The organism is Paenarthrobacter sp. AR 02 (genome assembly GCF_021538675.1).
Classification (GTDB): Bacteria; Actinomycetota; Actinomycetes; order Actinomycetales; family Micrococcaceae; genus Arthrobacter.
Map to the genome: position 1 here is coordinate 25,585 of NZ_JAJUKH010000001.1, position 24,867 is coordinate 50,451.

A 24,867-nucleotide genomic window follows, 5' to 3' on the forward strand; every position below is an offset into this window, starting at 1 on the left:
TGCCTAGAATATTGACATGCCTACACGTGTTCACGAGTTTGCTTGGCCCGATCGGGTAGTGATCGGTACGATCGGCCTTCCGGGCGCGCGCACGTTCTACCTGCAGGTGCGCGCAGGGAAACAGATCGTAAGTATCGCCATGGAGAAGCAGCAGTCGGCTCTCCTGGCCGAGAAAATCGACGAGATTCTCGACCAGCTCATCACGGTGGGAGGCAATCCCTTCAGTGTTCCCACGGGCACTCCCATAGAGCTGGTGGACAATGATCCGTTGGAACCCGTCCAGGAGCAGTTCCGTACCGGAGCCATCAGCCTGGGCTGGGACCCCACCACAGCCCAGGTGGTGATCGAGGCCTACCCCATCTCCGAGCTCGATGACGAAGACGATGATGCGCTGGACCTGGATGATGCTATCGACCGCGAAATGCTGCTGGTACGGATGCCGGTAGGAACAGCCCGTGCGTTCGCCAAGCGCACCCGGGAGATCGTGGACGCCGGCCGTCCTCTGTGCCCGCTGTGTGGCAACCCGATGGATGCCGAAGGTCACGTCTGCCCCTCCCCCGGGCTCTGATGCCGACGCCGGACCTGCTGACCGCGGAGCTCACCCTCACCGGACGCATCACGACGGCATCCAACGCCACATTCCTTGGCAGCATCGGCGAGGTTGCGGTCGTCTACAAGCCGATAGCAGGCGAAAGTCCGCTCTGGGATTTTCCCAGCGGGACTTTGGCGCATCGTGAGGTGGCCGCCTATCTGGTCTCCGAGTCCTTTGGGTGGGGCGTCGTTCCCCGGACGTGGCTGCGCGATGGCCCACTAGGCGAAGGAATGGTGCAGCTGTGGCAGGACCAGGACCCGGCCCAAAACGCCGTGGATCTGGTGGCTGCGGATTCAGTGCCGGAGACGGGCTGGAAACGTGTTCTCGAAGGCCAGGACGAGAACGGGCGGACCGTTGCGCTGGTCCACGAAGATACGCCGGCACTCAGGCGCACAGCGGTGTTCGACGTCGTGGTGAACAACGCCGACCGCAAAGGTGACCACATTCTTGCCATGGCTAACGGACACCGGCACGGCGTTGACCATGGACTGACCTTTCACCAGGACCACAAGCTGCGCACCGTGCTGTGGGGGTGGATTGGGGACGCGCTGAACGCAGATGAACTCGCCAGACTGGATCGTGTCCGCGACGGGCTCCACGGCGAGCTGGGTCAACAACTCGCGGGGCTGCTCAGCGCCGAGGAAGTCGAAGCATTGGCGATGCGCTCCGACCGCTTGCACTCTGTTGGGCAGTTCCCAGCGCCCAGCGGACAAGCGCCCGCGGTGCCCTGGCCGTTGTTTTAAAGCACATGGCCGCCAAGAACTGCTGTTCCAGGCGGCCATTTGTGTGGACTTGGCACTCTAGACGTTGAAGCGGAACGTACCTTATATACTCGCTGGCAGTTGAGGGACGTTGGGAACCGCGGATTCTAGGGCTCAGCGATGTTGGGTAAAGCTGCGGCGAGTAGTCCCTTTGCGGACCTCTTGCGGACTTTCTGCGGACTGGACTCGTGACTCTGCACCCAAGTTCCGCCGCAAGGTCTCGGCTGACGACTTGTGCCCATAGCCGGCGAGTTTGCTTATACCCCACTCGACCAAGCCACGCAGCCTCTCCGCTTCGCTCTCTGCGTTTAGTGCCTGCTGGCGGAGACTATTGTTTTCCGCGCCTATCCATTCACGGCGGTATCGGATTGATTCCCGCCTCCGCTCCCACGATTCCTCTGTCTGCTTGTCAGGTTCACGATTGGGAGTGAGCAGCTTCCAATGGCGCTGCTCGGATGACAGTTCCCGCTCATCCCGTTCGACGCCCTCAATGATGGGGCCGGCAACTCTTTCCGCGACCTTCTCAGCAATAGCCCACGCGGTGCGCGCTGGTACAACCCAAGTGTCGCCTTCCTTGAAAGCTGTTGGCTCCCCGCAAAGCTCGTCGGCGCTGAGCCCCGTCAGCGTGGAGAGGGTTGTGATATCGCGGAACATGAAAACACCTGACGTATCCCGAATATGCGTAGGAGCTTTTAGGCGCCCCCAACACCGATCCGGTAAGACCAGGTCTAAGACCTCCGCGATCGCCGCTTCCATGTCAACGCTGATACTAGAAGCAGCGGAGACTGCTCCCCAGCGCCGCTCCTCTAGAACGTACGCGTCCGCTTCATCCCACGGGCACTTGAGTCGCCCGTCTGGCACCCATTCTTCGCGCCCGTCAGCGTCTTCTGCTTCGAATCGAACCAGCGAGTATTTATGTTTGGGCTGATCGCCGCGTCTGTGTCGCAGATACGTCACGGGTTCCAAGGGATCGACAGCGCGTTTACGGTAGGCCCACAACTCTCCAGGTTCCATGCGGCCTATTCTGCCCGAAACTGCACCGGATACGCCGAAGGGTCCGCGCCTACCACGGCAACGGACCCTTCAAAGCGTTTTCATCAAACCACCACGTCTGATCTGCAATAACATTAACACATCCGCACACTCGCGCAAGTCGATCTGCAAAAATGTGCATGGCATGGGCTACGGCAGGTACTCCGGATCCGGTTCCAGGTCCTCATACGGGGAACGCGCAACCACTCCGGTACGGTCCTCCGCTTTGGGTTCAGCCATCATCTTCTGGAAACCATCACGATCAAACTTCGCCATGATCATGAAGCCACTCTCAGGGTGCGACACGACCCTCGCCGGAAACGAGGGCGGCACCCGTTACGCGCTCACAAATTCTGCGGACAACTCAGTTATCTTCGCCATCAACTCCGCATCTCGCGCAGCAAGCTTATTGAGCTCAGTCTCCTGATCATTGGCACAGAGATGAGGCCAGGCGGCGGCAAAGCTAGCTAGGTCCTTGACTAGCTCTGTCAGAATCCCTTTAAGCCCTTCCTTTGCTGCGTGCTTCTTGTCCTCCGCCACCGCGGTGTGAGCGGCGGCTTGCCCAATCGTCAAGACTCGCTGCTCAACCTTCCCAGTTTCGCCAAGCGTGCCCTCAAGTCTCCAACGTATCGCTGCTGCTAGTGCTCTTGGGAAAGGGTTGCCACTGTCCACCCAAATCAGCTCCGGGCGCCACCAAAGCGCATGCGTCTCAGCAACTAGTTCCGCGATTGCTGCCAGTTCCCGATGGCGTGATCCTTCGCGCCGCTGCTCATTAAGCTGTTCTTGGAGGCTCTCAGACTGCGCATCCAGAGCAATTCTCGCGAGCTGGCTCTGTTTCCGATTTGTCGCCAAAACAACTCCAGTTGCCACCCCCGCGGCAAGCAGGGCACTAGTCAGCGCACCAATCGATCCATTCCAAAATCCGAGCCAGCTTCCACATGAGATCCACAGCGCTTCGCCACAAGTTATTACGTCCACCAATGGATCATATAAGCCTCTTACTTGCTCGTATCACCGCCATGAAATCGACGCTGCATGGGCGCGTTCGAGAGTGACCGGCTAGGCGAGAATGCCTGTGTGAAGACTTCAATTGAACGTGTTGGCAAGCGCTACACCTTGATCTGCAAGTTCCGCGGCATAGTAAACAACGAACCAGACGTCGACATGATCAAGGAGTTCGCTATGAGCCGTGAAAGTAACTGCCCCCGGTCAGCTTCCAATTCTTAGGACGCGGCGCTGAATATGTCGAGCTGCCCCTCATCCCCAGGGGTCGGCGGTTCAGCTATCTCAAACTCGTAAGTGCCATTGAGTTTGAGCAGATCGGTGTCCCATGTATAAAGAACTTCAACCTTGGCTCTGATGGCACTCGCCAGTATCACCGCATCCCCACCGCGAAGCTGCTTGGTAATAGCCAGGTCCGCCGCATGGTTGGCAATCGTCCCGTCAATTTCGACTATCAGGAAACCGGCCTCCGACATCCATTCACGCGTGCGAGTTATACGACGGTGACGCTCACGCTTTTCCAGTTGCGTCCCGCGGATTTCTCCATTGCCAGCCAGCTCCGGGATCACATAGGCCGACAGTGCTAATTTGTATTTGCCCGCAACTGCCGCCTCAAGTACTCGCCTACTACGGGGAAGCCAGAGTGGATCATCCTTCCCCCCGTTCGTCATGACGTTCAGCAGCACGCACGTATCTATGGCCCGCCGCGGTTCAGTCTTGGTCACGCTGCTCCCTTACCCAGTCCACTGAGCTGCGCCCATCGGTCCAATCCTGCCCCAGCACTCCAACAATGTCATCAAGTGAAACTGGTCCGCGAGCGGACTCAACAAGTTCAAAATCCTCCAAGGACAATGAGACTTTCCGGCCTGTGTGATCCCGGCGCAGGAGACCCCAAGCCAGTATCTGCTTATTGATAGCTTCCACCACCCGCGGTTCCATCGACGCTGAGAATGTCACACTGACGGATTTTCCGGTGGCTTCATCTACGAGTCCGAAGTTCTTCTTACCGCTGCGGCTGATGTAGCGGTCGATCTTGCCAGCCACGGACCCTAGAGATGTGTTGGGTGGTTTTAGCGCCCGGGACGCGTTAGCAACTATTTCCCCGTCTATGCGTATGGGCGCATCCGTACCGAGGGTCAGTTCTACGCCCTCCACGCCTGCGAATTTGCCCAAGCCACCAGCTTGAAGGAGGGCCTCCACCATGGTGTTGCCCCAAGATGAGGGGGTTGAAGACTCCGACTCAAGGTGGTGGAGTCCCGCAAGGATTTCCTGAAACGCGCCTTCCCAGTCCACGTCCGAAGGCATCGCGGGGCGCAGCTTTACGAGAGCGCTAGACACCTTCAAGTCAGAGATGAGCCAGTGCGACTCTGTGGAGCCGTGCAGCAAATCAATGAGCCCACCTAGGGAGCGGTGAAGCGCTCTGACATCGATGGAATTGGGCGCACCAAGAATCTTGAGCCTCACCTCATCGCGCTCCATGTCGCCCCCTCCTATTACCCACATGCTACACATCGTCTCCAGCCGGACTGTGCAGGAAGTCGTTCAGCCTATCGTCCGAGAGGTCCACGGCGTGCCCGTCCATCGGGTCGCTGACGATGCCAATCGGGATGCCGGGGCCAACGATGAGACGGATCCTCTTGGGCTCGGCACCAGCCAGGTTCAGAGTCAGCCAGGAGCATGCGACGTTGTTCTGCATCGCCTTAAGGCCGTCAGCCAGCTCGTCTATCTTCACGTTGTCTGGGATCGCGATGTTCTGTCCCTGGTAAATGATGTACGCCATGTCTTTTGATCCTTTTAGTTTTAATTGGTGGCTGTTCCGGTTAATATTCGGAACATGAGGAAAACTTGGGGGCTCATCCTGCTGGTGTCTGTCGGCCTGACAGGCTGTTCATCTGGTGGTGCCGAAGCCGTGCCGGCTGGGTCCACCCCGGCACCATCCGAACCTGCGATTACAGTTAGTCCAACGCCGCCTGCCTCCGCGGCGCCCTTCCTGGCTGCGCCGGTACCGACTACGGCGCTCCCGCCCGCCTTTGCGGACGAGAGCACCAAAGCCAAATACCTGAACGGCGTGAAAAGCTCACTCAATGCTTGGCGCGACGGTGTACGCCCCTCAGATGAAACGCTCCTTGTAGGTGCGGCCCAAGCGTGCAGCCTATTCGCGCAGGGAATGACCTATACCGAGATAGGTGCCCTGGCTGGTGAGAACGACATTCAGCGAACTAATGGCGTCGCTGTAGCCGTCTATGCCAGCCGGAACTTCTGCACCGAATACAACACCGACAACCTTTAGTTGATCTTGCGCAGGTTGCCAGCGCTGTCCATGTAGACGTTCGGGGTGACCCCTGTGACCGTGCCAGGGCTCGTGACCTTCAATGCGCCTTGAACCTCTACGGCGCCTATAAGGTCGATAGCTGCGGCCTGCAAACCTGCCTTGCCGCTCCGAGTGAAGACAAACGAGTTACCGGCTGGTCCAGTTATCTGAGGCCCTGACGCCGTACCGGACAAGTACCCACCAGCGCTGAACTGCACACTTCCGCCGAACAACCCGGGGTCGATGGTCATACCCCCAGCCTTGACCTTGCCCGTTGTCACGTTCAGGTCATTCTTGAGAGTCGTCACGCCCTCAACTGAGAGTGTGCTGGTGGTCTTCATCGCCCCGTTAACTGCGAGGACTCCTGTCACCGTGGTGTCACCTGCCACAGTGGTTGTGCCGTTCAAGGCTGTAGGGCCGGTAACTGTGAACTGACCAGTGACCGTTGTGACGCCGGCAATTGCCGTGGGACCGTTCAAATTCACGTCGCCGGTAGCGGTGAAGGATCCCGCCATGTCGATGTCCCCCGAGGCAACGAGCGTGCCTGAGATGGTCGCGGATCCTGTGACGTTCAAACCGCCGTTCTCGATGTTGATAGAACCACCATCCATAACAGTCAGGTTCCCCCGGCTGATCGACATATGGTTCTGGTTCGTGGAAAACTCCAACGCCCGCAGGCGCCGGAAGATATCGCTCAGGTTGCCCTGAGAAAGGTTGTTGACCTGTGCCATAGGAATGAACTCCTAACTAGTCGAAACACCCGGCAGTGCCGAGGTCACGCAATGTAGCCGTAGTCGGTCGGCCAAAATCAATCAAGCAACTCGGGATATAGGGTCTTAGCTCAGCCACCAAGATGAACGCCTTGTTTCTGCAACTCGAACCGGATCATCCCCATGGCCTCATCCGCGACCTCCCGCGGCGCCGTCGTGCCATGAACATTCAGCTCCAACGACACCGTGGCCCCAGCCGAAACAGGAGCAGCAGGCGCGTAACCAGCCTGAGCCGCAGAGTACTCCTTGAGTTTCGGGAACGTGCCAGCGTTGATAGCAGCCAGCTCACTGTTGTACTTGTCAGACGAGCGCCCGTTGATAACCCATTCCTGACCCTGCAACATGATCGGCTTACCGCCGCCAACAAGACCAAGAACGTTGTCCTTCGTCATGTCAGACGGGCGAGGGTAAGGGATCCTGCCCCCGAACCAGTACCCCGGAAGATCACTAATGCGACCGCCCGTAGCCTGCCCAAGGACCTGCTGCGGGCCACCATTCGGAACAGCGCCAGGATTGATAAGTGATTCGTAGTTACGCTGGATCCGCTCAACCGTCGTGATCGTGACAGTCGAGTTCTTCCCGTCCAACGCATCAGCCTTAGCCTTGATGCCGTCCAACTTCGCCGTGGCGTTATCAATCACCCACGTCGAAATCGGGACTTCCTTCGGGATACCCAAAGCCTTACGCGCCATATCATCCGCAGCGTCACCAGTGATACCGAACTGACCAGCCGCCGCGATCAGATCGTCATAACTAGCCTGCAAAGAAGACTGCAAAACACCCTGAGCAGCTGCCGAACCTTGACTAGCCAGAGTCTCAGCAGCCTGCGCCTCAGCCGTAGCCATAGCCGCCTTCGCGAGCCCGTTGAACGCGGTCTGGTTAGCGCGCCCCTTTTCAGTGTTCAGATCAAGAGTGCTGCCATTCGTCTTAATCGACTCAGTAACCGCGTCAATCGCAGACTCATACGCAATCACCGAATCCGACGCTGACAAATGCCGCAGTCCGGCGTCAAACAAGGCTTGCGCGAATTTCCCTATATCGACCACTGAACCATCGGCGGCAAGGCCAATGTCCTCAAGAGCCTTAGCCAAATCCTCCGCAGAAGGCTTAGCCCCCTGGGCGGCCTGCTTCACTGCATCCATCCCAGTAGAAGCACCCATGGCCTTAGCCTCAATGGTGCCCATCGCGATACCCAACAAAGTGTTATCGTCCGTGGACTTACCCGCAGCCTTAGCCTGTTCCTCAAGGCTCTTACGGTAAGCAGGCATGTACTCCAACAGGCGCTTAAGCGAAGTCTCTGACCCGTCGGTCTGCTTAGCCATCGACTGGAAGGACTTAGCCGCCTTCTCAGCGTCCAACCCAGCGAGAGCCTCACCCATCTGCTTGAACCTGTCACGCGCCCGCTCAGACGTAGACTCAGCCTTGATCATCCCCAACGACAGGATCCCAATACCCTGGACAGCGATGTTATCGATGTTGCCCCACAACCCGGGATCAGCGATCTTATCTACAGCCGTTTGGAACGACTTCACGCCATCCTCTTTAAGGATCAAGTCGTCGAATGACTTGCCTAGGGTGTCGGCGCCGATTGCTCCGCGGGCTGCTTCTCCTGAGAAACGGTTGAGCGCATCAGCGGTATCACCAGTCGGCTTATACAAGTCATTCAGAGCAGGCTGAGCAGCTATCGACGCCGCACCAACCGCGGCGATACCAGTCGCAGCGCCCGCCGCGACACGCCCCAACCTCGACATAGCCGCATGAGCCCGCGACCCAGCAGGAGCCAAAGCGTCCAACGCCAACTTAGTCTCAAGGATCCGTGGCGTCAGTGTAAGAAAAGCACCGGCACCAAGAGCCGCAACACCAACAAGACCAGTAATACCAGCGGCGGCACCAAGAACCGGCCCAGGAATCTGCCCAACCCAATCAACAACATCCTCGGCGCCCTGAGCAAGACCTCGCAAGAAATCATTAGCCCCAGACCCAGACTTAAGAAACACCGAGTCAATCGACCCGCCAAGCTTCTCAATATCCCCAGCAAGGTTGTTCTGCATACGACCAGCAGTGTCAGCAGCGTAACCAGCATCATTAACCGCGGCTTCCCACTTATTGATACCGTCCGCGCCCTGCTCATACATGACATTCGCGGCACGAACAGCGTCCGTACCAAACAACGTCTTAAGAGTCGCGTTACGCTGCTCATCAGACATGCCCTTGAGCGCGTTCTGCAAAATCCCCGCATACTCAGACATGCCAACGAACTTGCCCTGCGCATCATAAGCAGAGATGCCCAACTCGTTCATCAAAGAAGCCGCAGCCTCAGAGTTCGGATTCAAAGACATCAGCATCGTCTTGAACGACGTACCAGCATCCGAACCAGTCAAACCCGCAGAAGCGAACGCAGCCAGCGCGCCAGTGGTTTCCTCAATCGTCAACCCAGTGGAAGCAGCCACAAGCCCTGACTGATTCAACGCCGCACCAAGGTCCTGAACAGAACCCTGAGCCTTACCAGCACCAGCAGCCAACAAGTCCGCGACGTGCGGCACCTTGTCACCCGACAATTTGAACTGGGTCAGGGCTGACGCAGCTATCTCCGCAGCCTCACCAACACCCAACGAACCAGCCGCAGCCAACGACAACGAACCATCCAGCCCGCCAGCCAGAATGTCCTTAGTCGAAACACCAGCCTTAGCCAGTTCCTCAATGCCCTGCGCTGCCTCAACCGCCGAGAACGCAGTATCAGCGCCAGCCTTCACCGCCGCCTCACGCAGCAACGTCATGTTCGCAGCCGACTCATGAGTTGCCGCGTCCACGGAAGACATCTGCTTATCAAAATCAGCGAAAGACTTTACCGCGAGCCCAACACCAGCCGACATGAAAGCACCAGCACCAGCAACAGCCAGCCCCGAACGCTCCCACGCCTCACTATTCTTCGTAGCAGACTGAACCATCCGCCCAAGATGGGTATCTGCCGCTTTACCGGCGTCCTCCGAGGCCTTCTTGGTCTTCTGCGTAGCCTGCGCGGCCTCGTCCATCGCCTTCTTAAAGCCTTGGATCTCAGCCGTGAACCGGACCGAAACTCGACGTTCAGCCATAGTTCCGCCTCCTACCTGCCCTCATTTCGGGCATGAAAAAACCCGCCATAGCGGGCTAGTCATAGGTGCCGAAATCAGCCGGCGTTAGTCAATCGGTACTGCTTCTAGGAACCAATCAGGGGGCGCTGATTGGGCGCCAATCGTTCAGCTTCTCGTAGGAGAAGAATTGCGAGTGGCGGGCTAATATGTTGCCGCATCCGTAGCCGCGCCATATCCCAAGGTCCTTGAGTTTCTGGTGGTTCACGTTCCCCCACTGGTTCACGAAACCCTCCCGGCGCGCCCAGGTGTCGATGCACCACTGCCGCAGTCCCGGAGGATACCGAAAATAGGAATCCGGCGGGCAGCCCAGCCTTTCCTTTTCGCACCACCTCTCCACGTCCGCCCTCGTGTCCCAAAAACCGCCCGTTTCCGCGTACTCCAAGAACACTTTCGGGACCTTGCCGCCCGGAGCCCTCGATCCGCTCCTTTCAAGCCGCCTACGACTCATGACGAATCACCCAACCCAAAGCCAACATGCCGGCAGGAGTAAGACCAAGCTGCCCGCCAAGATGACGCATCTCCTGCGCCTGCCAAGCACTAGCCGAACCCTCATAGACAGCCCGCGCATGGCACACATAAGCAGCAACAGCAGGGATAAAACTGTCATCCCACTCATTCGCCTGGGGTGATTTCCAGAGATTTCGCCACAATTTCTTATCTTCTGAGGACCAAACCCCGGACTTAGGCAGCGGTGGAACGGACAAATTACAGCCCTCAGCCGGAAGTTCGATGAGCCCAGAACGCGCTCCAGGACTGCGATGCCGGGAGTTCGGCTTAGTGGGGTTAGCTTTCGGGCCAGGCACTCTGGCCTCCTTTCAGTTGGGTCTAACTGCTTGCCGCGCACCTTAAAGCCCTCCCCGGCGGTCTAGGAGGGGTGCATGGCCGCTCCCCCCGGGTGGGGGCCGTCAGTCATGCGGTTCATCTACGCATCCTTGCTTGTGTTAATGCCATGATTGTCTTTCAATTGGCCTGACTTTTTGGGGAGAAACTTTGCCGGGTTACAAATCGGTTCCAGAACACGTAGTTGAAGAGATTGCACTGTTGCAAGGAAGGAGCTTCCGCATCGGCGTTAGACGGAAAGTCGAAGCTTCTGAACTTTCTACCGGTTTATATGGCAACTTCGCCTTTCAATTGGTGGACGGTCAGTACGAAGCAACTACCTCTTACCTACCGACGCCAGAGGGCAGGTGGTCGAAGTGGAACGTGAATGGTCGCCAGGTCAAGCGCCCTGACTGGCCGAAGCGTCACATTGGGTGGACCACTACAAGCCCTAACTTTGGAGATCCTGCGCGTGGCTACTCCAGCCACTCTCATTCACGGGAAGCTATGGCTTATGAAACGCTTCATGGGAAATCCTTTGCTTTTGAGGCGTCTGCTTCGCTGCTCGATGATGGGCGCGTCGCAGTCGAGATCATTTTGGAAGCAGTTTTCGACAGTTCGACCCCGCTGGACTCCCCGGATCTGCTCCTTGCTGTATCCCTTGTCCGAGAAGTACTAAGGGTCAGGCCCCACGCTTTCGCGACCGGTGTGGCCGCTGGCACTTGGGCGCAAACTCAGGTCTATGACTGGGACTTCCTGCCGGTGGCGCACGGTGCTCAATGGCCAACAGGTGACGATGCTGCCGATAGGCTGGGGATACCCAGCGGGAAGAATCAACAGCGTGACACCTTCAAACTTCGGTATGAATTCATGAGGGATTTAGATCCGGAAAAGATCCACTACGGGTCTTCGGGTTTTTCCCGTTACATCGCCTTCGAGTTCAAGCGAGTGGTGATCCTCGAAAACTACTACTACGGCAACGCGGCGTACGCTATGTTCGAAAATTGGCAAGACCTTTCAAAGAGAACTCGCATTGATCTCTTAGCTGACCCAAATGCGCGGTTCATTCGAGTTATCCACACAAGGGACTGGCAGGCGCGGATCAAAGACATCGTTAATGGACAGACGACGTTGGGAAAGTAGGGTTAGTAGACTCAGCGCTGTGTCCGTAGCTGCCTTAACCCAGCTACGGGCACGACGGCGCTAGAGGAAATGCCGGTCTTGTGTTGCCCCGTATACTTGGGCAAGACCAGTCAGATAGCCACCATGGGAGATAGCAATGAACGACAGAGCCCCCGGAGACTTTCACATTGGGGACTTTTTCCCGGTAGACCTGCTCAATGAGGCAGACTGCCCAGCAGTGGACTCACGCCAGGTCTTCCGCGCGTTCTGTGTACTTGATGCTGGGCACGCGGGTCAGCATGTCGCGGTAGGTCACGAAGGTACCGTCGTTCAGGTGTGGAAGTAAGCCACCCACGGATCTCCACTAACCAGGGCTTAGGCCTCAGCTGCGATGGCTTCGATCTGGGACTCGAGGTGCACGTTCCCGATTTCGTGGGGCTTTTCGAGGTGGAAGGCTAGGGAGTTTTCGAAGGCCTTGCCGAGATTGGTTTCGTTTTCGGGGCTGTCCTGGTTGAGGTACCAGAGTTCTTCGACCATTGAGCCGTAGTAGGGGTGGGCTTCGATGTAGGAGTTGGCGACGTTGACCCAGCCGGCATCGAGTGCCCGGTTGACTACGGCGGCGGCAAGGGTGTTGTCACCAGAGAGCTGAGCCCTGTCGAACAATTGCGCGGCTTTGGCTTCGTCGTCCGCTCCGAGGTTCGCCACCCTATCCTGTGCGTCACGGTAGGAGATGACATCCTGCGGGCCAGGATTGCCGGAGAGGCCGAACACGGTTTTGCGGATGTGATTGATTCGGTTCGTACGGGTTGTGGCTTCTTGCTTCTCGAGCTTGCTTACTTCCTTCTTGTTGCGGAGGTAGAGTGCTGCGATTTGTGCTCGTTTGCCGTCTGCGCTGAGGTTGCGGTTCTGCCTGATGTTTTCGATCTGTTGGCGGTGGTCGCTGCGGAGTTTTTCGGCTGCGAGGGCTTCGGTGGTTTTGGTGATGTCGTACTTCGCCATTGTGGTTCTCCTATGCCGCTCTGGCGGCTTTGAAATGTTCGATGTCTTCGGTGGTGATGCGCCAGCGTCCGTGAAGGTTGATGGCGTTTAGGCGTCTTTCTTGGATGGCTAGGCGCACAGCCCTGTCGGTGATGCCTAGACGTTCGGCTGCGTCTGTGGTGCTGTACCACTTTGATTCTCGCGTGACTTCCGGTTCGGGCGCTTGCTTACTTCCGGTAGCGGCAGCCCTCCAAGCCATCGCCGCGGTCCGGATAGCAACAAGCACGTTATCCACCTCAGCGTCAGCCCCGCGAGCGCCGATCCGTAACTCGTTGAGGCCGTGACTTTCAAGCCATGCCGCGACCCTGCCAGGGACGACCACGGAGGGTGAGCCAACACCATGGATGTACGCGGATGGTGGGCGGGCTGGCTGCTGTGGCCTGTTCAACGGCGCCCCTCAACGTAAGCGCGTAGTTCCGCTTCTACTTGGTCGTATTCCTGTTGCAGAAGGTTGAGCTTCTTATGGGCTCGTAGGATGATCGTCTGCCGGGTCTCAGCCATTTTCTTCCAGTACTCCAAGGATCCGTGTGGGTGGCGGCTCATGACTCGCCCTCCTGGTAGTTGAATAGCGCTTCCATCTCGCTGACGGTGAGGAAGTCCATTACGGCTTGCATCTCTCTGTGCCTGATAACCATTCGAAGCTTCGTGCCACGGAACAGGGCTACGCCGGCCTCGCCTGTCTTCGGATCACGAATGCCCTCCACATGCGTTATCCGCGCCCTCCGAATGGTCTCGATAACGGTCTCTGTGGGTACTCGGGTTTCCACTCCTTTGGCGTTCATCATGCGGAGGTCTTCTCACGCGCTTGGTACATGGATAGCTGGGCCTCAGCGGCCTTGGCACGTCGCATCCAGTGGGTCGCTTCCTGTTGGGCGTGCTCGAACTTGAGGCGGTAGGTTTCGGCCTGGGCAGGCCAGTCCCATTGCTGTAGAACTTTGGGCTCGTAGTCGTAGCTCATGGGCGGCCTTTCAGGTGTTTGCGTTCGCGGTCTACGTTGGTTGCTGCTTGGTTGCCCACAGGATCCTTGTGGAGTGTGGTTTTCCCGTAGTGACGTTCCGGTGTGGTCTTCGTTGCTAGGAGCTGCTGCAAGTAGGTGTTGGACAGGTTGCGGTAGTGGATCGTTTGCCGCTTCCAGTACTCGGCTAGTTCCGCGTCGGTCATTTTTTGTTGATTCATTCCGCCGCCGCGTCCCTTCGGTTCCTGGTCTGGTTGGTGTCGATGGCCTCTAAGAGCTGCACAAGCTCGGTGTGGAGGTCGGATAGGTGTCTAAGCATCTGTTCCTCAGTCACGAGCTGAATCGTTGAGTAGGTGGGTGGCTGGGCTAGCGAACGGCGGCGGCGGAAAAACCAATCTCATTTCTTGAATCCTTTGGGTAGCCCGACCACCACCCCTCCCTACAGGAGGGGGGTGGTTCGTGGGCGGTGTGCGCGTGGGCGCCGTGGGCGATGCCGTGGGGCATGATTACAGCGTTCTCGGGGTGTCGCGTGGGGGTGTCGAGGGAGTCGTGGAGGGTCCACGCTTTTTGTTTGCGTGGATGCTGCGTGGGCGGTTCAAGCTGCTGTAGCTAGCACCGTGGGCATGCGGTAGACCTTCGATGGATTTCCGCCGTTGATCGCTGGAAGTTCCACAACTGCTATCGATCCGGCGTTGTTCATCGCGGTTAGCTTCCGACGTGCCTTTTCAATCTCGTTAGGGGTTGGCTTGTCTTTCTCAAACAGCGCTGCGGCATATTCACGGGCTGTAATCCCCTGGCCCCGCGATGCTTGGATCATGGCCAATGGGTCTGCCGCGTTCCAAACGCTAGAAGTACCTGATGCATGGTCGTGCATGACCTTGAACGGTCCAACCGTTGCTGATGGCTGCTTGAGGTGACGGAAGTCAACGATGGTGTCTCCCGGTTTGCCCGACAACAGGATTACTGAGCCGGCGCCGCCAGTCAGCCAGGTTGAGCCGTACACGTCAGAGAGTGTGTTGGGAGCTCCACCATCCGCTCCACGCTTGACCTGATGGTGCAGCTCTAGAACGTCAACACCGGCTGCTAGTGCCTTCTGGCGGGCGTTGTTGTAGCCAGCACCCACGGCGTCCTCCGAGAGCCCTATAGCAACGTCCTTGAGGCTGTCTACCACGACTCTGTCGGCGCCTGCTTCGAGACACATATCCCGCAGTAGGTCCGGGTTCTTTGCCATGTCCGCGGGCGGCGGACCTTTCCAGATAACGAGCCGCTCGTTTACTACTTCGTGCTGGTCCCTGGTGAAGTTTCGTCGCAAGGAACGCGCTATCTGTTGCGGCCTGTCACTGGCTATGTACAGGAGCCTTTCGCACTGGGCTACCGGCATGTCCAGCACTCTGCCGCCGAACAGGCTTCCCGCAACCAGTTGGCCTGTCAGCGTGGTCTTCCCAACACCTGGGGGGCCACAGATGATCGTTGACTCACCTCTAGCGGCGAGAATATCTTGGCCTTCACCCCACCATGCTGGGGTGCCTTCGGACATGTTGAACATGAAGTCGCCACCGAGCGTGAACGCATGGTGAGAAGGCCTTTCGGGGAGCAGTGGGTCATTCGGCATTAGCTGTCCTAGTCGTCTTGTGACTGGCTTATGAGTTTGTAGTGGTGTTCGGCCCCTGCTGCTCTCAGGGGCCGAACGGTTGTCCTGCTATTGCGTGGGTAGCTCCGTTAGTTGTTCCTGCGTGGAGGTGAACGCTGCTGCGACGGTGCGGCGCGTTAGCTCCTCAACAGCCATGACTGGCGCTTGTTCGTAGCCGTAGGTGTGGTTTTGAAGAAGGCTCCTGATGGGACCTGCCTTCCACTCCGGCCGGATTTCAACAACGAACGCGGCAAGCTTGATAGCCTGCTCCATCGTCATGCGGACATGGGTGTCTACGGTGCTTTTCATGTGATCTGAAACCTTTTTGTAGTCAAACGGTGGTGGTGGATTTGTAGTGCGTCCTGTTCCGCTCCCCCCTCAGAGGGCAGTTCAGGGGTTTCGCGTCAGCTTGGTGGGCTGATTGCCGCGAGTATTTCGCTGGTCCGATAGATCTGGGTGGATTGGTCTTCCAACACGATCAGCACCAGGTTCGGGCCAACGAGGTCAAAAACTATGGGCGCGGTGCCCGTTGTGCTCCTGACCGTGGTAGCCATCGAGCATCACGCGGCGCTTTGCTCGAATGCTTGGTTGATGTACTCATTGACATCTGACTCGCGAAACAGCCGGCGGCCAGCAATTTTGGCGGACCGGGGCGCAGTTCCTTGATGGAGCATCCATCGAAGCTGAGCTGGCGACTTGCGTAGTCGGGCCGCGGTTTCGTCCAGGGTCAGAAGGGTCAGGGTTTGGTTAGCCATCCGACTTCTCCATCCATAACTAGGAGACGTTGTTGCCTCCTACTAGAAATGCTAATACAGAAATCTAGTAGGCGTCAATAGGCTTTTCTAGTAGGGTGTTGTCTATGGCAGATTCAAGCACCGATGTAGACGCGATTATCGGCAAGAACCTAGTGCGGTTGCGCGGCGACCGGTCGCAGCAGGAAATAGCTGATGGCATGCGACATGTCGGGTGGAAGTGGTCGCAGGCGACCGTGTGGAGCGTAGAAAAGGGCGAGAGGCCCCTGCGGTTGGCGGAAGCGCTATCGCTTGCGAAGCTGCTTTTCGTAAGACTGGATGACCTGATCATGCAGGAGTTAGACGGCATGGTCATCGTTGGGTTAATAGCCCGAATGACAGCCATCCGCGAGTCTCGGGAAAGCCTGCGCGCCAACATTCAGGAACTGGCTAAGCATCGCGATGAGTTGATTGGCGCGATCGCTTTTGCCGAGGAATCGCTTGCAAGCGATTCCTGGACAGATGAAGCCTCAAAAATCAAAGCCGAGACGCTTCTTGAGAACGCGCGGGAGATTGCATCATGGTCCCTCCGCAGAGTCACTGAATACGTCCTGACTGAAGAAGAAACCGAGCGCGGCGAACGGGGCGGGAGCATCGATGGCGAGCATCCAGAAGCGTGAGAATGGATCATGGCGAGCCCGATACAGAGATGAGACCGGCAAGGAACATGCGCGGCACTTCCCGCGAAAGATCGACGCTCAGCGCTGGCTGGATGAGGTAACCGCATCTGTTGTCACTGGTAGCTACGTGGATCCGAAGTCAGGCCGCGTCACCCTGGCATCGTTCTTTGAAGATTGGTCCACTAGGCAGCTCTGGGCGGCTGGGACGTCGAAGGCCATGAGCCTAGCTGTTCGCTCGTGCACGTTCGCTGATGTCGAGTTTCGGAACCTGAAACGCTCGCACGTTGAGGCGTGGGTGAAGAAGATGAGTCAGGACGGCTTGGCGCCTGGAACGGTCAAGACACGTTTTAACAATGTCCGCTCTGTTCTGCGTGGTGCACGTAATGACCGGATGCTTGCCACGGACCCTGCTGACGGCGTTTCCCTGCCCCGTGCGCGCAAGGCAGAGCACGCCATGAGCATCCCCTCCCCCGCGGATGTTGGCGCCCTCCTAGGGGCTGCTGAGCCGTGGTTTAAGCCGTTCGTTGCAATGTGTGCTTTCGCTGGCCTGCGGTTGGGTGAGGCGGCGGCAATACAACTCGGAGATATTGATTTCCTGCGGCGTACTCTGGCTGTTCAGAGGCAAGTCCAGAGGGCAGGCAAGGGCGAGGTGAGCATCACGTTGCCGAAATACGGTTCCGAGCGTTTGGTGCACATCCCTGACGGGCTCGTTCAGATCCTCGCCGCCCATGTGCAGCACGTTGGCGTCCACGGGGAGCAGCAATGGTTGTTCATCGGGGATCAGGGATTGCCGCCACACCAGAACACTTCCGGCTATTGGTGGCGTAAAACAGTAATGGCCGCAGGCCTTGAAGCTGTGAGACTCCATGACCTGCGGCACTTCTATGCGTCAGGATTGATTGCTGCCGGCTGCGATGTCGTAACAGTGCAGCGGGCGTTGGGCCATTCCAAGGCAACCACCACGCTGAACACCTATGCACACCTTTGGCCGACCGCCGAGGACCGCACCAGATCCGCTGCCGGCGCCATGATGGATGAAGCTCTCGGCATTTCTGCGGACTCCCTGCGGACTCAACGAGCCTGACCCCAGCAAACAAGCGGGAAAACGGGCTAAATCACACGTTGAAGCGGAACTCCACCACGTCGCCGTCGGCCATCACGTATTCTTTGCCTTCGATGCGGACCTTGCCGCGGGACTTTGCCTCAGCCATGGAGCCGGCGTCGACGAGGTCGTCAAAGGAGACAACTTCGGCCTTGATGAAGCCGCGCTGGAAGTCGGAGTGGATGACGCCGGCTGCCTGGGGTGCGGTGTCACCCTGACGGATGGTCCACGCACGGGTTTCCTTCGGACCAGCCGTGAGGTAGGTCTGCAGGCCGAGCGTGTGGAAACCAACACGGGCCAACTGGTCCAGGCCGGACTCGCTTTGGCCATTCATTTCCAGCATTTCGCGGGCTTCTTCCTCGTCCAGTTCCACGAGGTCGGATTCCAGCTTGGCGTCGAGGAAGACCGCGTCGGCCGGAGCCACCAAGGCCCGAAGTTCTTCCTGCTTGGCCGGGTCGCCGAGGATGCCTTCGTCAGCGTTGAAGACGTAGATGAAAGGCTTGGCCGTGAGGAGGCCGAGTTCCTTGAGGTGCCCCATTTCGAGCTTGTCGCTCTTGATGGAGGAGAAAATCGTGTCGCCGCGCTCCAGCACAGCCTGGGCAGCCTTGATGGCGGCCAGTTCGGCAGCTTCGCGCTTCTTGATCTTGACTTCTTTTTCGATGCGCGGGATCGCGTTGTCAATGGTCTGGAGGTCGGCCAGGATCAGTTCGGTGTTGATGGTCTCCATATCGGAGCGGGGATCAACCTTGCCGTCGACGTGGATGACATCCGGGTCATCAAACACGCGGACTACCTGCGCAATGGCTTCGGCCTCGCGGATGTTGGCAAGGAACTTGTTGCCCAGGCCTTCGCCTTCGGAGGCGCCCTTCACAATGCCCGCGATGTCCACGAAGGATACCGGCGCAGGCAGCAGCTTCTGGGAGCCGAAGATCTCGGCCAGCTTCGCGAGGCGCGGATCCGGCAGGTTGACTACACCCACGTTCGGCTCGATCGTCGCGAACGGATAGTTCGCGGCGAGCACCTGGTTACGGGTCAGTGCGTTGAAAAGGGTTGATTTGCCGACGTTGGGCAGTCCGACGATGCCAATAGTAAGAGCCACGAGCATTGATTCTACCCGTTGATACCTTGTCCATGCTTGTTCGGCCCGACGCTGTGGCGACCCCCACGGCCGCAACCTCACTAAAACTGTCGTACCCCTGTGTCAGGGTTGCCACATGGATGGATTTGGATTCGTTTTAGCACTGCTCATGCTGCTGATCGGCGCGGCCGTGGGTCTGGCGGCCGGCTACGTCGTCTTCCGACGCCGGGGCGCCGGCCTGGAGGAGGACTTCGAGGCCGTATCGACGCGCCTTTCGGAGGTGACGGCTCAGCTCGCAGCGGCCGACGCCGAGCGGCGGCTTTTGTTTACACAGAACCGGGAACTCAGCGCAGCAAGGAACTCGGATGGAAGTGTCCTGCGCGCCTTGGCGCCCGTCGCGGAAAAGTTGACGGCGGTGCAGCAGCAGGTTTCGCTGCTCGAACGTGACCGGGTTGAGCAGTACGGACAGCTCGCCCAGCAACTGCAGGACGCCCGTTTATCCGACGAACAACTGCTCCGGTCAACCCACGCCCTGGCCTCCGCCCTTCGTTCCAACAGCGCACGTGGCCAGTGGGGCGAAGTCCAGCTTCGCCGTGTGGTTGAGGCATCCGGAATGCTCAGGCACGTGGACTTCCATGAGCAGGTCCACTCTGGCCGCACCGAGAACACCCTGCGACCCGACCTTGTGGTCCAGTTGCCCGGAGATAAGCAATTGGTGGTTGACGCCAAAGTCCCGCTGGCCTCCTACCTCGCGGCACAGGAACAGCTCCACGGGGATGGTGCATTCGGTGAATCGGTAACGCAGGCTTCCGTCCATGACTCCAAGACTCTTTTGGCCCAGCACGCCAAGGCCCTGAAGGCCCACATCGACGCCTTGGCCGGAAAGAAGTACTGGGACATCCCGGGGAACTCGCCGGAACTGGTGATCTGCTTCCTCCCGGCTGAGTCAATCCTTGCCTCTGCCCTTGAGGCCGACCCCGGCCTGCTTGAACACGCCCTGTCCCGGAACGTCGTCCTGGCATCACCGGGGACGTTGTTGGCAGTCCTGAAGTCAGTGGCTTTCACCTGGCGGCAGGACGTCCTCACGGACAGCGCGCACGAACTGTTCGAGCTCGCCAAGCAGCTCTACGAGCGCATGGGCACACTGGGTGAGAACGTCAGCAAGCTCGGAAGCTCCCTCAAGACCTCAGTGGACCGGTACAACGCCATGGTGGGCACCCTCGAAGCCCGTGTGCTCCCGACCGCCCGGAAGCTGAACACCATGGACGATGCTGGCCTCACGGCCCCCATGTCCGTGGAAGCTGTCCCGCGGGCTTTGGCCGCTCCGGAACTTCTTAGCGAAGAGCCCCAGGAGTCTGCGGCTTAACGAATTGGCCCGCAGCGGTGACCACTTCCACCAGGAAGGGCGCCCACTGCGGGCCAGTTCAGTAAGAGCTTATTGCTAGGACGTAGCCCGGTTCCCGCGGCCACCGAGGGCCCGGGAGACATCCCCGGCCTTTTTCAAAGTAGCCCGCAGCTCCTTGGGGAGCGAGAAGAGGAGATCTTCCTCCGCTGTTACGACTTCCTGGACCTCGCCATAGCCGTAGTCGGCCAGCAGGCGCAGGACATCCTGGACGAGGACTTCAGGAACGGACGCACCGGAGGTGACGCCAACGGTAGCGACGCCTTCGAACCAGGCTTCATCCACCTCGTTGGCGAAGTCCACGCGGTAGGAGCTCTTGGCCCCGTACTCGAGGGCAACCTCAACCAGGCGCACCGAGTTCGACGAGTTGGCCGAGCCGACCACAATGACCAGGTCAGCCTGCGGTGCGATCTTCTTGATGGCCACCTGGCGGTTGGTGGTGGCGTAGCAGATGTCGTCGCTGGGAGGATCCTGCAGAGTCGGGAAGCGGTCCTTCAGGAGGCGCACGGTCTCCATGGTTTCGTCCACGCTCAGCGTGGTCTGCGAAAGCCAGATGGTCTTCTCGGGATCGCGCACTGTGACCTTGTCCACCTCGTGCGGACCGTTGATGATCTGGATGTGCTCGGGGGCCTCGCCGGCTGTGCCCTCGACTTCCTCGTGGCCTTCGTGGCCAATGAGAAGGATGTCGTAGTCGTCCTTGGCAAAGCGCACGGCTTCGCGGTGGACTTTGGTGACCAGCGGGCACGTCGCGTCGATGGTGCGCAAGCCGCGGTCCTCTGCCGACTGCACCACTGCCGGTGAAACTCCGTGCGCGGAGAAGATCACCAGGGCGCCTTCGGGAACCTCGTCCGTTTCCTCGACGAAGATGGCCCCTTGTTCTTCCAAGGAGCTGACCACGTGTACGTTGTGGACGATCTGCTTGCGGACGTAGACGGGCGGGCCGTAGTGCTCCAAGGCCTTTTCGACCGCAATGACAGCCCGGTCCACGCCGGCGCAATAACCGCGGGGTGCCGCCAACAGCACCTTCTTGGGACCCGTGACGGGTGCCGCTGCCAGTACCTCTTCCGGCGATCGCCGTCTCCGGGGCACGCTGGGCATCGGGATGGAAATTGCTGTGGAGGTCATCCCACAATGTTACCGGTCAGGTCATTATCCCCGGGCATAAGGTGATGGTCGTCTCGCGGAAATAATCCAGGCGACCAAGCCGATGACCAACAAGGCGGCCGAGATCAGGGCAGCCACCGTTGTCCAGGGACCAAAACCGGACTGGACGGCGGTGAAGAACTTCCCCATGAACAGCCCTGCCAGTTCGTTGCCGTTGGAGAGGTTGCCAACAACTCCTTCAGACACATTCAATCCAACCGACCAGAGCCCCGCCACGGCCAGGCCGCCCAGCCCCAGGAATGCCAGGACCGCAGGCCTCCTGCGTGCCACAAGCAAAGCCAGCAACGCCGAAACGAGAGCTCCCAGGGCGGCAACCCACCATAACGGAGCAAAGGCTGCCACCCTTTCCACCAGTTGGCGGTGGGACGGTTCGCCCAGCGAAATAAGCCGTTCAGAGGGGACGTCGAGCCGGACGCGCGTAGCGTCGGCGAAATGGTCGCGGATCAGCCTGACCAGGGGCCCAATGTCCAAGACCAGGGCCGTGGAAGCACCTGATTCTTCCGGCTGCCCAGCCGCACCGAAGTTCAGCTTGTGGCTGTTCCTCACTGTCTCTTCCCAAGCCTGCGGATAGTCGCTCCAGGACTGCATCCCGGACGCCGCCTGTTCAAGAACCCCGGCGGCCAGGGATTTGATGGGCCCTGGGAGGTTGACTGAGGATTCGAAAGAGCCGACGGCGGCGTCCGCCAGACGCGCCTGGAAATCGGGATCACTGCCCAATCCACCGGCGATGCGGGTAAAGCCATCTTCCTGAACAATGTTTTGGTCCACCCACGCGGCTGGAACGGCGACGGCAGTGAGCACCAGTGCGAGGATCACTCCCAATGCTGAAACGAAGGTACGCAAAGTCATCCTCGGGGTCGGGGTCCAGTGCCACCATCCTAGGTCTGTCCACATGATCCGAAAAATGTCGGAGCCACCAGGTAAAGCTATGGATAGAGTTGGAACGCGGCGCTGCGCCACACCCGAGCAGGTTGCCGCACCTGAGCGAGTTGCCGCACCCGAGCAAGTTGCCGCACCCGAGCAAGTTGCCGCACCCCGAGCGAGGATAGTGATCATGCTGGTACACCCACGGCTTCCGGGCCAATCACGGACCTGCCATGTCCGCTGAAGCGACTCCGGAGTCCACCCTCCCCGGGACTGCTGCCGAGACCAGTCCGGATAATCCCTGGCCCTTGCAGCTTCTTTCCCGCAAGCTCAAAGCCCACATCGAGAGGGCTCCCGCAGCCTGGATCGAGGGCCAGGTCATCGAGCTGAACCGCCGGGGTGGCAATGCCTTCCTGACACTGCGTGATGTCGACGCCGAGATTTCGCTGCCGGCTTCGGTGTGGTCCACGGTCCTGGACCGGCAGAAAGTACCGCTGGAGCGCGGGTCGCGGGTAGTTGCCTTAGTCAAGGCGGATTTCTGGGTCAAGACCGGACGCCTGAACATGTCGGTCAAGGACATCCGACCCGTTGGCCTCGGCGACCTGCTGGCTCGGATTGAGCGCCTCCGCCAGGCTTTGGCCGCGGAAGGATTGTTTGCTGATTCGCGCAAACGGAAACTGCCCTTGCTCCCCCACCGCATCGGCCTCATCACGGGCCGCGACTCGGACGCCAAGAAGGACGTACTGCGTAACGCCGCCCTGCGCTGGCCAGCTGTGGAATTCGATGTTCGCGAGGTAGCCGTGCAAGGCAACACGGCGGTGTCACAGATCATCGCTGCACTGAAGAAGCTGGACGCCGACCCGCACGTGGACGTCATTGTCCTGGCCCGAGGCGGCGGCGCGCTGGAGGACCTGCTTCCTTTCAGCAACGAGGACCTGATTCGGGCCGTGTCCGCGGCTACCACCCCTGTTGTCAGTGCCATTGGCCACGAGGCAGACCGCCCCATCCTGGACGACGTCGCCGACCTCCGCGCTTCCACCCCCACCGATGCTGCAAAGCGGATCGTCCCGGATGTCACCGAGGAACTGGCCATGGTGCGTCAGGCCCGGGACCACCTCCGCCGCAGCATTGGCCGGATGGTGGATCGGGAAACTGATCGGCTCCACTCCTTGAGGTCCCGTCCGGTCCTCGCCTCCCCCGCGTCCATGGTCGATGCCCGGGCCGAGGATATCCACCGCCTGCAACGGCGCTCACATGCGGCGGTCAACACAGCCGTTGTACGCGCCTTGGACCAGGTGCACCACCTGCGGGCACAGGTCAGGGCCCTGTCGCCGCAGAAGACCCTGGACCGCGGCTATGCGGTTGTCCAACTCGTCGGCGACGACCAAGCCGGGCATCAGGTGGTCAGTAGCCCCGAGGAGGCTCCCAAAGGCGCGGAATTGGCGATACGTGTAGCGGAGGGTCGGTTCCGGGCTGTCTCCGAGGGCCAAGGACAGATCCTGGAACATTGATTCCACAGCCAACATTGTCAGCATCACAATCAAAGGACATCATGACCGAGAACAACTCAGCGGCTTCGGCACCTGATTCCCTGGACGCCTTGAGCTACGAGGAAGCCCGGGAACAGCTCGTGGCCGTTGTTGGCCGCCTCGAAGCCGGCGGGGCCAGCCTCGAGGAATCACTGGCGCTCTGGGAGCGTGGCGAGGCGTTGGCCAAGCGCTGCGAGGATTGGCTTGAGGGCGCCCGCAAGCGCTTGGCCTCGGCACGCGATGCAAGCAACGACGCCGGGGCTTCCACCACTACCGGCTAACGGTCCGGCAGGGCTCAGGATGCCTCGACGAGCTTCCGTTCAGCCGCGACGTCGAAGTCGGCTTTTGGCCAGTCCAGCTGCATCCCTTCGAGCGCATCCAACAACAACTGCTGAACCGCGATACGGGCATACCACTTCTTGTTGGCTGGTACGACGTGCCACGGGGCAATGTCCGTCGACGTCTTCTGGAACGCCACGCTGTACGCGTCCATATAGTCGTCCCAGTAGGCGCGCTCCGTCAGGTCGCCGTGGCTGTATTTCCAGTGCTTGCTGGGATCGTCCAGCCGGGCAATGAGACGCTTCTTCTGTTCCTGCTTGCTGATGTTGAGCATGACCTTGACGATCGTGGTGCCCTGCTCCGCCAGGCCTGCCTCGAAGGCGTTGATGGCAGCGTACCGGCGTTCCAGCTCAGCAGGGTCCGCCCACGCGTGGACGCGGTGGATCAGGACGTCCTCGTAGTGTGAACGGTCAAAAACTCCCACCATGCCGGCATCGGGCACCCGCTTCTCGATCCGCCAGAGGAAATCGTGGGCCTTCTCTTCGTCCGTGGGTGCCTTGAAAGCTGCCAGTTGCACACCCTGCGGATCCATGGAGCCCACGACGTGGCTGACAATGCCGCCTTTGCCTGCAGTGTCCATGGCCTGCAGAATCAGCAGAAGCCGCTTGTTACTGCCGAACTTGCCCTCGGCGAACAGCCTTTCCTGTAAGTCCGCCAACCGTGAATCCTGGGCAGAGAGCAGCGACTTTCCGTCGGACTTCGCACCGTCGTAGCCCGGGGTGGATTCCGGATCCACCTCCGCCAGCGAAAACCCTGACCCGACCTTTAATACGCTGGCCGGACTCTTGGCGAACTCAACTTCAGCCATCAGGCGT

Annotated in this window: 30 protein-coding genes; 9 read left to right on the plus strand and 21 right to left on the minus strand. The window is 59.3% G+C overall.

The genetic code is table 11. The annotated features are described in order from the left end of the window. The first annotated feature begins 16 nt into the window (after positions 1-16). Positions 17-568, plus strand: a complete 552-nt coding sequence (locus LRQ04_RS00130) for a DUF3090 domain-containing protein (protein ID WP_235516916.1) — start codon at positions 17-19, stop codon at positions 566-568. After that, positions 568-1,335, plus strand: a complete 768-nt coding sequence (locus tag LRQ04_RS00135) for an SCO1664 family protein (protein ID WP_235516918.1) — start codon at positions 568-570, stop codon at positions 1,333-1,335. Before LRQ04_RS00130 ends, LRQ04_RS00135 begins: the two co-directional genes overlap by 1 nt. A gap of 132 nt (positions 1,336-1,467) precedes the next feature. On the opposite strand, the gene LRQ04_RS00140 is transcribed toward LRQ04_RS00135, so the two are convergent. The 6 genes from LRQ04_RS00140 to LRQ04_RS00160 all read right to left on the minus strand — a co-directional run bounded on the left by LRQ04_RS00140 (position 1,468) and on the right by LRQ04_RS00160 (position 5,167). Further along, on the minus strand, positions 1,468-2,007 hold the full coding sequence (locus LRQ04_RS00140) for a hypothetical protein (protein WP_235516920.1): 540 nt from the start codon (positions 2,005-2,007) through the stop codon (positions 1,468-1,470). A 528-nt stretch (positions 2,008-2,535) separates the two neighbouring features. Continuing rightward, positions 2,536-2,667 carry a hypothetical protein gene (locus tag LRQ04_RS20550; protein ID WP_255773614.1) on the minus strand — a complete coding sequence of 44 codons (132 nt, stop codon included), beginning with the start codon at positions 2,665-2,667 and terminating at the stop codon, positions 2,536-2,538. Between the two features lie 54 nt (positions 2,668-2,721). Next, positions 2,722-3,363 carry a hypothetical protein gene (locus LRQ04_RS00145; RefSeq protein WP_235516922.1) on the minus strand — a complete coding sequence of 214 codons (642 nt, stop codon included), beginning with the start codon at positions 3,361-3,363 and terminating at the stop codon, positions 2,722-2,724. 245 nt (positions 3,364-3,608) lie between these two features. Further along, positions 3,609-4,112: a PIN domain-containing protein gene (locus tag LRQ04_RS00150; RefSeq protein WP_235516925.1), complete on the minus strand. Its 504-nt coding sequence runs from the start codon at positions 4,110-4,112 to the stop codon at positions 3,609-3,611. Further along, positions 4,099-4,866: a hypothetical protein gene (locus LRQ04_RS00155; protein WP_235516927.1), complete on the minus strand. Its 768-nt coding sequence runs from the start codon at positions 4,864-4,866 to the stop codon at positions 4,099-4,101. Before LRQ04_RS00155 ends, LRQ04_RS00150 begins: the two co-directional genes overlap by 14 nt. A 25-nt stretch (positions 4,867-4,891) precedes the next feature. After that, on the minus strand, positions 4,892-5,167 hold the full coding sequence (locus LRQ04_RS00160; protein ID WP_235516930.1) for a hypothetical protein: 276 nt from the start codon (positions 5,165-5,167) through the stop codon (positions 4,892-4,894). A gap of 54 nt (positions 5,168-5,221) precedes the next feature. On the opposite strand from LRQ04_RS00160, the gene LRQ04_RS00165 reads away from it, so the two are divergent. After that, positions 5,222-5,677: a hypothetical protein gene (locus LRQ04_RS00165; protein ID WP_235516931.1), complete on the plus strand. Its 456-nt coding sequence runs from the start codon at positions 5,222-5,224 to the stop codon at positions 5,675-5,677. Here LRQ04_RS00165 and LRQ04_RS00170 read toward each other — a convergent pair. Both LRQ04_RS00170 and LRQ04_RS00175 read right to left on the minus strand, forming a co-directional pair. Next, positions 5,674-6,429: a hypothetical protein gene (locus LRQ04_RS00170; RefSeq protein ID WP_235516932.1), complete on the minus strand. Its 756-nt coding sequence runs from the start codon at positions 6,427-6,429 to the stop codon at positions 5,674-5,676. The two genes, LRQ04_RS00165 and LRQ04_RS00170, sit on opposite strands and share 4 nt — an antisense overlap. A 110-nt stretch (positions 6,430-6,539) precedes the next feature. Continuing rightward, positions 6,540-9,560 (minus strand): phage tail tape measure protein, encoded by a 3,021-nt coding sequence (locus LRQ04_RS00175; RefSeq protein ID WP_235516934.1) that lies wholly within the window; start codon positions 9,558-9,560, stop codon positions 6,540-6,542. Between the two features lie 1,029 nt (positions 9,561-10,589). Between LRQ04_RS00175 and LRQ04_RS00180 the strand changes: the two genes are divergently transcribed. After that, positions 10,590-11,561 carry a hypothetical protein gene (locus tag LRQ04_RS00180; RefSeq protein WP_235516936.1) on the plus strand — a complete coding sequence of 324 codons (972 nt, stop codon included), beginning with the start codon at positions 10,590-10,592 and terminating at the stop codon, positions 11,559-11,561. A 354-nt stretch (positions 11,562-11,915) separates the two neighbouring features. On the opposite strand, the gene LRQ04_RS00185 is transcribed toward LRQ04_RS00180, so the two are convergent. From LRQ04_RS00185 to LRQ04_RS20555, 9 genes are all read right to left on the minus strand, one after another. Next, positions 11,916-12,539 (minus strand): hypothetical protein, encoded by a 624-nt coding sequence (locus LRQ04_RS00185; protein WP_235516937.1) that lies wholly within the window; start codon positions 12,537-12,539, stop codon positions 11,916-11,918. 10 nt (positions 12,540-12,549) lie between these two features. Beyond that, positions 12,550-12,777, minus strand: coding sequence for a helix-turn-helix domain-containing protein (locus LRQ04_RS20735; protein ID WP_374198918.1), 228 nt, complete (start codon positions 12,775-12,777; stop codon positions 12,550-12,552). Between the two features lie 185 nt (positions 12,778-12,962). Then, the gene (locus LRQ04_RS00190) at positions 12,963-13,121 is read right to left on the minus strand and encodes a hypothetical protein (RefSeq protein ID WP_235516939.1); all 159 of its coding nucleotides are present in this window, start codon (positions 13,119-13,121) and stop codon (positions 12,963-12,965) included. Next, positions 13,118-13,363, minus strand: coding sequence for a hypothetical protein (locus LRQ04_RS00195; protein ID WP_235516941.1), 246 nt, complete (start codon positions 13,361-13,363; stop codon positions 13,118-13,120). Before LRQ04_RS00195 ends, LRQ04_RS00190 begins: the two co-directional genes overlap by 4 nt. Then, positions 13,360-13,536, minus strand: a complete 177-nt coding sequence (locus LRQ04_RS00200) for a hypothetical protein (protein ID WP_235516944.1) — start codon at positions 13,534-13,536, stop codon at positions 13,360-13,362. Before LRQ04_RS00200 ends, LRQ04_RS00195 begins: the two co-directional genes overlap by 4 nt. Beyond that, complete coding sequence (locus tag LRQ04_RS00205; RefSeq protein ID WP_178997038.1) at positions 13,533-13,739, minus strand: hypothetical protein; 207 nt, start codon at positions 13,737-13,739, stop codon at positions 13,533-13,535. Before LRQ04_RS00205 ends, LRQ04_RS00200 begins: the two co-directional genes overlap by 4 nt. 389 nt (positions 13,740-14,128) lie before the next feature. Continuing rightward, on the minus strand, positions 14,129-15,145 hold the full coding sequence (locus LRQ04_RS00210) for an AAA family ATPase (RefSeq protein ID WP_235516946.1): 1,017 nt from the start codon (positions 15,143-15,145) through the stop codon (positions 14,129-14,131). Between the two features lie 87 nt (positions 15,146-15,232). Beyond that, positions 15,233-15,472, minus strand: coding sequence for a hypothetical protein (locus LRQ04_RS00215; RefSeq protein ID WP_235516948.1), 240 nt, complete (start codon positions 15,470-15,472; stop codon positions 15,233-15,235). A 251-nt stretch (positions 15,473-15,723) separates the two neighbouring features. After that, complete coding sequence (locus LRQ04_RS20555) at positions 15,724-15,918, minus strand: AlpA family transcriptional regulator (RefSeq protein ID WP_255773616.1); 195 nt, start codon at positions 15,916-15,918, stop codon at positions 15,724-15,726. A gap of 104 nt (positions 15,919-16,022) precedes the next feature. Here LRQ04_RS20555 and LRQ04_RS00225 point away from each other — a divergent pair, with 104 nt between their 5' ends. Together LRQ04_RS00225 and LRQ04_RS00230 are read left to right on the plus strand one after the other, a co-directional pair. After that, positions 16,023-16,574 carry a helix-turn-helix transcriptional regulator gene (locus tag LRQ04_RS00225; protein WP_235516949.1) on the plus strand — a complete coding sequence of 184 codons (552 nt, stop codon included), beginning with the start codon at positions 16,023-16,025 and terminating at the stop codon, positions 16,572-16,574. After that, on the plus strand, positions 16,552-17,658 hold the full coding sequence (locus LRQ04_RS00230; RefSeq protein WP_235516950.1) for a site-specific integrase: 1,107 nt from the start codon (positions 16,552-16,554) through the stop codon (positions 17,656-17,658). The genes LRQ04_RS00225 and LRQ04_RS00230 overlap by 23 nt, the downstream gene beginning before the upstream one ends. A 31-nt stretch (positions 17,659-17,689) precedes the next feature. On the opposite strand, the gene ychF is transcribed toward LRQ04_RS00230, so the two are convergent. After that, positions 17,690-18,775 carry a redox-regulated ATPase YchF gene (ychF, locus tag LRQ04_RS00235; protein WP_235516958.1) on the minus strand — a complete coding sequence of 362 codons (1,086 nt, stop codon included), beginning with the start codon at positions 18,773-18,775 and terminating at the stop codon, positions 17,690-17,692. Positions 18,776-18,890: 115 nt separating this feature from the next. Here ychF and LRQ04_RS00240 point away from each other — a divergent pair, with 115 nt between their 5' ends. Continuing rightward, positions 18,891-20,120 (plus strand): DNA recombination protein RmuC, encoded by a 1,230-nt coding sequence (locus LRQ04_RS00240; RefSeq protein WP_235516959.1) that lies wholly within the window; start codon positions 18,891-18,893, stop codon positions 20,118-20,120. A gap of 75 nt (positions 20,121-20,195) precedes the next feature. Here the strand turns inward: LRQ04_RS00240 and LRQ04_RS00245 are convergent, their stop codons facing one another. Beyond that, positions 20,196-21,281, minus strand: a complete 1,086-nt coding sequence (locus LRQ04_RS00245) for a 4-hydroxy-3-methylbut-2-enyl diphosphate reductase (RefSeq protein WP_235516963.1) — start codon at positions 21,279-21,281, stop codon at positions 20,196-20,198. Between the two features lie 24 nt (positions 21,282-21,305). Further along, positions 21,306-22,169, minus strand: a complete 864-nt coding sequence (locus tag LRQ04_RS00250; RefSeq protein WP_235516966.1) for a hypothetical protein — start codon at positions 22,167-22,169, stop codon at positions 21,306-21,308. Positions 22,170-22,417: 248 nt separating this feature from the next. Here LRQ04_RS00250 and xseA point away from each other — a divergent pair, with 248 nt between their 5' ends. Together xseA and LRQ04_RS00260 are read left to right on the plus strand one after the other, a co-directional pair. Next, positions 22,418-23,695 carry an exodeoxyribonuclease VII large subunit gene (gene xseA, locus LRQ04_RS00255; protein WP_235516967.1) on the plus strand — a complete coding sequence of 426 codons (1,278 nt, stop codon included), beginning with the start codon at positions 22,418-22,420 and terminating at the stop codon, positions 23,693-23,695. A 41-nt stretch (positions 23,696-23,736) separates the two neighbouring features. Continuing rightward, a complete protein-coding gene (locus LRQ04_RS00260) occupies positions 23,737-23,994 on the plus strand; it encodes an exodeoxyribonuclease VII small subunit (RefSeq protein WP_235516969.1) in 258 nt (85 codons plus the stop codon). 14 nt (positions 23,995-24,008) lie between these two features. On the opposite strand, the gene LRQ04_RS00265 is transcribed toward LRQ04_RS00260, so the two are convergent. Then, positions 24,009-24,860, minus strand: a complete 852-nt coding sequence (locus LRQ04_RS00265) for a polyphosphate kinase 2 family protein (protein WP_235516972.1) — start codon at positions 24,858-24,860, stop codon at positions 24,009-24,011. Positions 24,861-24,867: the final 7 nt, after the last annotated feature.